Below are 8,184 nucleotides of genomic sequence, written 5' to 3'. Positions count from 1 at the left end.
GAGCCTAGACATGAGAAAAATAGCGTGTTGATTTAACACTTTTGGTTGTAATCATGCACTGAGCCAGCGGCGCGTTGATGCTCACGGTCTGCTTTGTGAGTGCTTTGTATTGTAGCGATATTTCCCCAAGGTTTTGGGGCTGGGCTATCAGTCTACGGCGGTAGTTCAGTCTACGGCGGTAGTGTTAATGGCTTGGCCAACACATAACGCTCGGCTGATACAACCTTGAGCCGCCTCTTCAAACATCACGCATTGTTTGATAATGATGCCATTGGCGCCTTGATCTGCCGCGGCGCGGCGAGCCTCGGTGCGCGCTTCAGCCAAGGACGCAGGTACCCCATTGGCATCGGCTTGGCAAGATTCACCTTGCACTAACCCTTTTAACTCATAATGCCCTTTAGGTAACTCATCACCTTCGTAAAGGGTGACATCGGAGGCTTTAAAATAATCATTGATCGCAGCACTGCTCAAATTACTGTTAAAACTGTAGTCACTTGCACAGGCGCTAAGCAATAAAACGAATGCACTTGAAATCCATATTTTCATCGGTTGACCTAAGATTGTTTGACTTGAGAGGGTAGGGTTGAGACCGTTTGGCAAGAAGGCTCTTGGTATCGGCTCTGTTAGTTTTAATCTTGTTTACGTTGAAATAGTTTACATCGAAATCGTCGGTTTCGCAGCTAAGTTACCTTAGTGTCATCTACAGGGTGGCACCAGCGTGTTTAATATGAACAAATTTTATCGTTTAAGCCTGCATTGACAAAGCACAAGCTGCCGATTAAACCGAGCGAGTTGCAAATATTGGCCGAGTTAGCCTGGTTTCAGCACCTTAACCAAGGCCGTCTTGTTGCAACGGCGATTTCCAATACCAACCTAGGTTATTTCAGTCGTCATTATTAGCTTTGAGCCTCAATTTTAACGGCCCATTTTTAACATAGCGTTTTTAAGTGTGTTGGCCATAACAGCGATTAAAGAGTGTATTGATAGCGTGTATTGATAGCCTGTATTGATAGTGTGGCACTCTATCATGTTGCTGGCGAATCGTTGGCGTTAGGTCAAAGTACAATATGCTCGATGCCTTTTTCGATGGGAAGGCAAGTGGCACGTTCTTAGCGTTTCATGCTTCATTCTAAGTTATTTGGCGGTTAGTCATCAGGTGTCAAAGTGAACGAACCTTTAGAACCATTCAATGGTTAAATTGAGTGAGCTATCAAACTAAGTATATGTAATGGACATCAGGTCATTCACTTTGCGTTAATTTACCTAGAAGTATTTTGGTCTCTGAGACGGTATTGGACGCTGAATCTTATCTTAATGGGGGCTGGTAATTAACCATAGGCGTTTGAGTTTACATGATTTACCTGCTGTTGGTTGAAGGTTTTTAACAATAAAATCAATATCATAAGAGATCGATTTTGCGATTCAGCAATGCTGGTTGGTGATGCATATTATAGGGGAACACTATTGTTTCGAGTGGCAACTCATCACCATTGTTCATCGGAGTCTTTGGTTAACTTTAACCGTAGGCGCCAAAAGGTTTGATATTTGAGTTGGGGTATCGGCTATTTTGCTTGGAAGCGATTGCCATCTTATAACGATTGCCATTTGCTGACGAGTTTAGGTTTAAAAGCGTTGGCTGATTACAGTTTGATTAGCTTAAGCATATGAACGGTGTTGCGGAAGTATTAAGTTGGGGACGAGAGTCCCCAACTTAGGGTGTCGCATAGCTGGTCATCTATAACGGCTTGTTATGTCTGGTCATGAGGAACACTGCTTTTATCAGGTTCACTCTGCACATTAACGACGTTATGGCCGATAAATAAACCAGCATTACTGGATTAGATTAAAAAATCTTCCATAGTGCGGCCGTTATTCAGGGCATTTTTAAATACGGTAGGCATACGGCCTTGACCTGTCCACTGAATGAGCTCACCGGCAACTTCAATTTGGTATTTCGCTGGACGAGGTGCACGCTTTTTGCTGACAGCTTTAACGGCCACGCCACCTAAGTCATCAATTGATAATCCGACGGCTTCCATTTGTTGGCGGATTTCTTCAATTTTGGCATTACGAGCAGCCATTGCTAGCTGTTCTTCTTGCTCCATTGATTCACGTTCAACGATAATCTTATCCAGTTTAGCAGCTAAATCACGCAGCTCATCAACGCTGAGATCTTTCACTGCAGCTTTAAAACGACGACCGTGAGTTAATATTTCTAAAAATTCGCTCATATCTATTTTCGTCCCACTCTACTTTATAATACAGGATAATGGTTATTAACCCCTAAATGATAGAAACTAATATAGCGCGAATCAAATAAAATTATGCAATAGCATGAAATTAAATATTATGTATTTTGTGAAAGTTTTAAAATGTCGCAAATAAGTGTTAAAAAGTCGGTTTAATGACACAACATCAAAAAAAAGCAAACGGCTGTTTGAGTTAGGTTGACGTTAACGTTAACAGGACGTAAAGTTGTGCCATCCTGCATGGGGTGCGCCCATGCGTTGTTTATGTTTAGGCAAGTGTAGTAAGGAAACCCTATGAAAGTATTGGTGCCGGTTAAGCGCGTTGTTGATGCCAATGTGAAGGTCAGGGTCAAAGCTGACAACACGAGTGTCGATACCGCCAATCTCAAAATGGCCTTGAACCCATTTTGTGAAATTGCAGTAGAAGAGGCGGTTCGGTTAAAAGAAGCGGGCAGTGTGACCGAAGTGGTCGTGGTCAGCATTGGTAATAAAGCAGTTCAAGAACAGTTACGTACCGCGTTGGCCCTCGGTGCTGACCGCGCTATTCATATTGAAACTGAAGAAGAGTTAGTGCCACTGTCTATCGCAAAACTATTAAACGCGTTACAAGACAAAGAGCACGCTGATTTAGTGATTTTTGGTAAGCAATCTATTGATGGCGATAATAATCAAACTGGTCAGATGTTTGCGGCGTTAGCGGACTTACCTCAGGCCACCTTTGCCTCAACGCTCAAGCTTGAGGGACAAACTTTGCAAGTTGCCCGTGAAATTGACGGTGGAATGCAGACGTTAACTTTACCTTTGCCAGCGGTGGTCACCGCGGATCTGCGTTTAAATGAGCCGCGTTATGCTTCCTTGCCCAATATTATGAAAGCAAAGCGTAAGCCTTTAGATGTTATCGCTGTTGCCGATTTAGGGGTGACGCTCAAAGTGCACCAAACCTTAGTGACCGTGAAGCCGCCTGCCGAGCGCCAAGCCGGCATTATGGTTGCGTCGGTAGCAGAGCTAGTCGAAAAGTTAAAGAATGAAGCGAAGGTGATCTAAATGGCGATTTTAGTATTAGCTGAACATGATAATAGCGCGCTAAAACAGGATACCGCGAAGGTGGTTTCGGCGGCGTGCGCCATCGGTGGTGATGTGCATGTCTTAGTCGTTGGTCATCAATGCGGTGCAGTTGCTCAAGCTGCCCAGGCATTACAGGGTGTTGGCCAAGTGTTACATGCCGATCACAGTGTTTATCAAGCTCATTTAGCCGAAAATGTGGCCAAACTGCTGGTGGAGCTCGCGCCGAACTACAGCCACATTCTGGCAGCGGCATCTAGCGTTGGTAAAGATACGCTCCCTCGAGTGGCTGCATTATTAGATGTTGCTCAACTTTCTGAGGTGGTTGGCGTCCTTCACGCTGATACTTTTGTGCGTCCTATTTATGCGGGCAATGCTCTGGCGACAGTGCAGAGTCATGACGCCATTAAGGTGATAACGGTGCGTGCCAGTGCCTTTGATGCGGTAGCGCAGGGCAATAATGCCTCGGTGGTGAGCCTAGATAAGGTGTTTGAGGCGAAGGCACAATTGGTGTCGCAAGCGCTTACCGTATCAGCGCGCCCCGAGTTAGGCAATGCCGGCATTATCGTATCTGGTGGCCGTGGCATGGGAAGTGGTGAAAACTTTGGCATGTTAGAGCAACTTGCGGATAAATTGGGCGCCGCAGTCGGTGCATCACGCGCCGCGGTAGACGCAGGCTATGTGTCAAACGATTTACAAGTCGGCCAAACAGGTAAAATTGTGGCGCCAAATTTGTATATCGCTGTCGGTATTTCAGGGGCGATTCAACATTTAGCGGGGATGAAAGATGCTAAAGTGATTGTGGCCATTAATAAAGATCCTGAAGCGCCAATTTTTCAAGTGGCCGATTATGGGCTGGTGGCCGACTTGTTTGATGCCGTCCCTGAGCTCATTGCCGCCTTAGATTAAGCAATTGCGTGATTTCATTTACAGTAGGCGGCTTTGTGCTAGCATCAACTTAGCCGCCTGTCCTTTTTGTCCTTTACGCCCTTGCGAGGGCGTTCTTTGAAGTGTTGAGGTGCGCCAAATATCAGTCGTGATCCTGCTGAATGATCATGAAAGGATGATGCTTCTTTTTTGGTGCAAAAGTGGTTCGATTGTTCAGGAACGGCCGCTGGGTTGTATGTAAGAGGTACAAAACGGCCATCGTATTTTTTAACATGGATATTAGCAATTTAGCCGTAAACTCACGCCCAATGCGGGCGAGGATATAAGGCGGAAAATGCGATAGCACTTTCTGTGTGTTAAAATCTTAATTGTGTAACGAAAACCCAGTGCTGAAAGTAAAAATAAATTTTCGACTGACTGACCAAGAAGACCCCACATAGCCTAGATACTGATTATGGCAAGGGAATCGTTTGGAGCTGCGGTTTAAAGTGACCAACGCCGCTGGACGGTCGTGTCAGCTTGTGGAGGCTTACATAAGACTCGATATTTTGAGCTGTAGCCTACGAAACAAGAAGCATCGCCTGATAAGGCGTTGATAAGTAACAAATAATGGCTATGGAGCGCTACTGATAGGACTGGTGCTTTGGGTTGTTATAAATAGGTCACTCAGCAACCCCATCAGTGCAGTGGCCCTCCATTCGTATTCAACGAAGATCTCATCAATGACTGTGGCATCCATGACTGTGACATCAATGACTGTGATAAGTTATGCCGATTCAGTGCTGTCTTTATTGCCACCTGTGGTCGCAATCGCCTTAGCGATCATTACCCGCCGCGTGCTCATCTCCCTTGGACTGGGTATTGTACTGGGCGGCTTACTGCTCAATCAATTTTCCCCCTTGGCCACAGGGGAGTTTGTCGTCAGCAGGGTTAAGGGACTCTTTTGGTCGACTGAAGGCGCCAATTCTTGGAATTTATATATTCTCGGTTTTTTAATTGTCCTTGGAATGATCACCGCATTAATTACCGTCAGTGGCAGCGCCCGTGCCTTTGCTGATTGGGCCAAATTGCATATTCGTAATAAGCGTGACGCCCAGTTATTGACGATGTTTTTAGGCTGTGTGGTTTTTATTGACGATTATTTCAATAGTTTAGTCGTAGGAACTGTCGCAAGGCCTGTTACCGATCGTTATTATATTTCCCGAGCTAAGTTAGCTTATTTATTAGATTCCACCGCGGCCCCCGTTTGTGTGATATCACCAGTATCGAGTTGGGGCGCTTATATCATTGCGTTAATTGGCGGGATTTTAACGGCTCATGGATTTGCCGATAGCGGCCATTTGAGTGTGTTTATGCAAATGATCCCCATGAACTTTTACGCCATTTTCTCTTTATTATTCCTGCTGTGTGTCGTGCTACTGGGGCTGAATATCGGGCCGATGCGTAGGCATGAACTTAATGCTCTGCGGGGCAGTCTCTATGATGAAAGTAAAGGCTTACCTCCTGGAGCTAACGTTGATTTACCGGAGGCGAGCACTGGCAAGATTGCCGGGCTATTTATGCCTATTGGGGTGCTCGTGCTGGCAACTTTGTATTTTATGTTGAGCAGTGGCGCTGAGGCGTTAGCGAGCGTTGGGAGTGAGTTTTCGCTGATTGCCGCGTTTGAAAAGACCGATGTCAGCTCATCGATTTTTTTAGGGGCCGTAATGGGCTTAGCGGTGGCGCTTGGAGTTAACCTTGTGCAACGGGTCGAACATTTAGTGATCCTTAAGGCCATGGTGCAGGGCGCTCGCTCTATGTTGCCGGCCATTTATATTTTGCTGTTTGCTTGGACCATTGCCGCTGTGATTGGTGAGCTTGAAACAGGCAAGTTTATGGCAAGTTTGGCAACGGGCTATATTCCCTTTGCATTTTTACCGGCGTTAATGTTTGTGTTAGCCGGATTAACCGCCTTTGCAACGGGCACTAGCTGGGGCACTTTTGGGATCATGTTACCGATTGCGGCCGATATGGCGATGGGAAGCCATGCGGGAATGATGTTGCCTATGCTGGCTTCCGTGTTGGCGGGGGCGGTATTTGGCGATCATTGCTCACCGATTTCTGATACCACAATCTTGTCGTCCACCGGGGCGAGTTGTCATCATATCGACCATGTGGTGACGCAATTGCCTTATGCATTGATTGTTGCCGTTATCAGTTTTGCGGGGTATTTGGTGCTGGGTTTTACGGAGTCAGTGGGGGCGGGATTAGTCACGTGTAGTGCACTGTTATTGTTCTGTGTGATGTGGTTAAAAGTCTCTGCACCTAGCCCCTGAGCTCGCATGACGTGTCTTGGTTAGCTATTTCGTCCTAAACCCTCGCCCAACAGGGCGGTACGAAGTTAGAGTTGACGTATTTCGCGGTTTAAATAAATCAGCCAGCAATTGCTGGCTGATTGATGTGAAAACTGCGTGAATTAAGATTGAGCGTTACGCAGCTTTGACAACATGGCCTTAGTTAACCGTGTTTAACCCGCGACGATTGAGTAGGCCTTCTGTCGTTGGCTCTTGTCCGCGGAAGTTCTTGTAGGCTTCCATGGGGGCAATGCTGTTACCCACTTCACGGATATTTTTGCGGTATTTCATGCCGATTTCACGATTGAGCCCGCCTTGGGTTTGCACGTATGCAAACGCATCAGCGGCCAGAATTTCACTCCACATATACGCGTAATAACTTGCTGAGTAACCACCGGGGAAGGCGTGGGCAAAGTAAGTTGACTTATAGCGGGGTGGCACTGCAGTGATATTCAAACCGTGTTTTTTGAGTGCGTTAGCCTCAAAGGTAGCCACATCTTGCAGTGGCGCATCTGGGCTTAAGGAATGCCATTCCATATCGACTAATGCGGCCGCCATGTATTCTAAGGTGTCATATCCTTGGTTAAAACTGCCTGACTTCAGGAGTTTTTGCAGCAATTCCTCAGGGATTGGTGCGCCAGTTTCATAGTGTTTTGCATAGTTGGCCAACACTTTAGGGTGAGCTGCCCAATCTTCTTCAAAGGTCGATGGGAATTCCACAAAGTCACGGGATACCGCTGTGCCAGCAAGGCTTGGATAGGTGACTTTTGAGAACATGCCATGGGTACCGTGCCCCATTTCGTGGAACATCGTCGTCACTTGGTCATAGCTAACGAAGGTCGGTTCACCTTCTGGCGCTTTTTTAATGTTCATCACATTGACGACCACAGGTTTGGTGCCTTCAAGGAAGGATTGGCCAACAAAGGAGCTCATCCACGCGCCGCCACGTTTGCCTTCGCGAGCAAAGTAATCAGCGTAGAAAATCGCCATGCTTGAACCGTCGGCATCAAACATTTCATAGGCTTTAACGTCAGGATGATATACCGGTAAATCTGGTCGGGGTTTTAAGGTCACGCCATACAGTTCTTTAAGGGTATAAAATACGCCGTCTTCTAATACACGATTAAATTCAAAGTAAGGACGCACGCTGCTTGCATCGAGGGCGAACTTTTCTTTACGGACTTTTTCGGCGTAAAACTCCCAATCCCACGGTGCTAATTCAAATTTACCACCGGTTTTAGTGATCATCGCTTGGATATCGGCCGCTTCTTTTTCGGTATTGGCAACAACCGCGGGCACCATAGAACCAAACATGCTGTAAACGGCCTCAGGCGTTTTGGCCATTTGTGGTGCTAAGCGGTAGCTTGCCCAGTTGTCGTAGCCTAACAGCGCCGCACGTTCGGCGCGCAGTTGCGCGAGGCGTGCAACCAGTGATGCGGTTTCGTTTTCACCGGTTAAGCCACGGTTGGCTGAAGCTTCCCAAATGCGTTGGCGCAGCTCACGATTTTCTAAGGAGGCCAATACCGGCTGACGAGTCGTATTGGTGATATTGATAAGATATTTGCCTTCATGACCGGCCGCTTTGGCGTCATTGGCGGCGGAGGTAATTTCACTCTCCGTTAACCCAGCCAGTTCACTTTTTGAATCGACTA

General features: G+C 46.7%; 6 protein-coding genes and 1 riboswitch. Of the genes, 3 read left to right on the top strand and 3 right to left on the bottom strand.

Annotated elements, in window-relative coordinates:
* Positions 1-165: 165 nt before the first annotated feature.
* Both rcsF and ACRCZA_RS16825 read right to left on the bottom strand, forming a co-directional pair.
* On the bottom strand, positions 166-546 hold the full coding sequence (gene rcsF / locus ACRCZA_RS16830; protein WP_438675521.1) for an Rcs stress response system protein RcsF: 381 nt from the start codon (positions 544-546) through the stop codon (positions 166-168).
* A 1,292-nt stretch (positions 547-1,838) separates the two neighbouring features.
* Positions 1,839-2,231: an H-NS histone family protein gene (locus ACRCZA_RS16825; RefSeq protein WP_438675520.1), complete on the bottom strand. Its 393-nt coding sequence runs from the start codon at positions 2,229-2,231 to the stop codon at positions 1,839-1,841.
* A gap of 312 nt (positions 2,232-2,543) precedes the next feature.
* On the opposite strand from ACRCZA_RS16825, the gene ACRCZA_RS16820 reads away from it, so the two are divergent.
* From ACRCZA_RS16820 to ACRCZA_RS16810, 3 genes are all read left to right on the top strand, one after another.
* A complete protein-coding gene (locus tag ACRCZA_RS16820; RefSeq protein WP_438675519.1) occupies positions 2,544-3,293 on the top strand; it encodes an electron transfer flavoprotein subunit beta/FixA family protein in 750 nt (249 codons plus the stop codon).
* Positions 3,294-4,220: an electron transfer flavoprotein subunit alpha/FixB family protein gene (locus tag ACRCZA_RS16815; RefSeq protein ID WP_438675518.1), complete on the top strand. Its 927-nt coding sequence runs from the start codon at positions 3,294-3,296 to the stop codon at positions 4,218-4,220. It begins immediately after the preceding gene.
* A 96-nt stretch (positions 4,221-4,316) separates the two neighbouring features.
* Positions 4,317-4,490: riboswitch (Lysine riboswitch) on the top strand.
* Positions 4,491-4,951: 461 nt separating this feature from the next.
* Positions 4,952-6,514: a Na+/H+ antiporter NhaC family protein gene (locus tag ACRCZA_RS16810; RefSeq protein WP_438675522.1), complete on the top strand. Its 1,563-nt coding sequence runs from the start codon at positions 4,952-4,954 to the stop codon at positions 6,512-6,514.
* A 177-nt stretch (positions 6,515-6,691) separates the two neighbouring features.
* On the opposite strand, the gene ACRCZA_RS16805 is transcribed toward ACRCZA_RS16810, so the two are convergent.
* Positions 6,692-8,184, bottom strand: a 1,493-nt coding sequence (locus ACRCZA_RS16805; RefSeq protein WP_438675517.1) for a M3 family metallopeptidase, incomplete at its 5' end; no start/stop codon positions are given.

The organism is Shewanella sp. (assembly GCF_051658185.1).
GTDB lineage: Bacteria > Pseudomonadota > Gammaproteobacteria > Enterobacterales > Shewanellaceae > Shewanella.
This window is presented reverse-complemented; position numbering and strand designations above follow the sequence as displayed.

What these genes read in the sequence shown, in the direction of transcription:
- rcsF (WP_438675521.1), bottom strand. Translation starts at nt 546, where the DNA reads ATGAAAATATGGATTTCAAGTGCATTCGTTTTATTGCTTAGCGCCTGT.
- ACRCZA_RS16825 (WP_438675520.1), bottom strand. Translation starts at nt 2,231, where the DNA reads ATGAGCGAATTTTTAGAAATATTAACTCACGGTCGTCGTTTTAAAGCT.
- ACRCZA_RS16820 (WP_438675519.1), top strand. Translation starts at nt 2,544, where the DNA reads ATGAAAGTATTGGTGCCGGTTAAGCGCGTTGTTGATGCCAATGTGAAG.
- ACRCZA_RS16815 (WP_438675518.1), top strand. Translation starts at nt 3,294, where the DNA reads ATGGCGATTTTAGTATTAGCTGAACATGATAATAGCGCGCTAAAACAG.
- ACRCZA_RS16810 (WP_438675522.1), top strand. Translation starts at nt 4,952, where the DNA reads ATGACTGTGATAAGTTATGCCGATTCAGTGCTGTCTTTATTGCCACCT.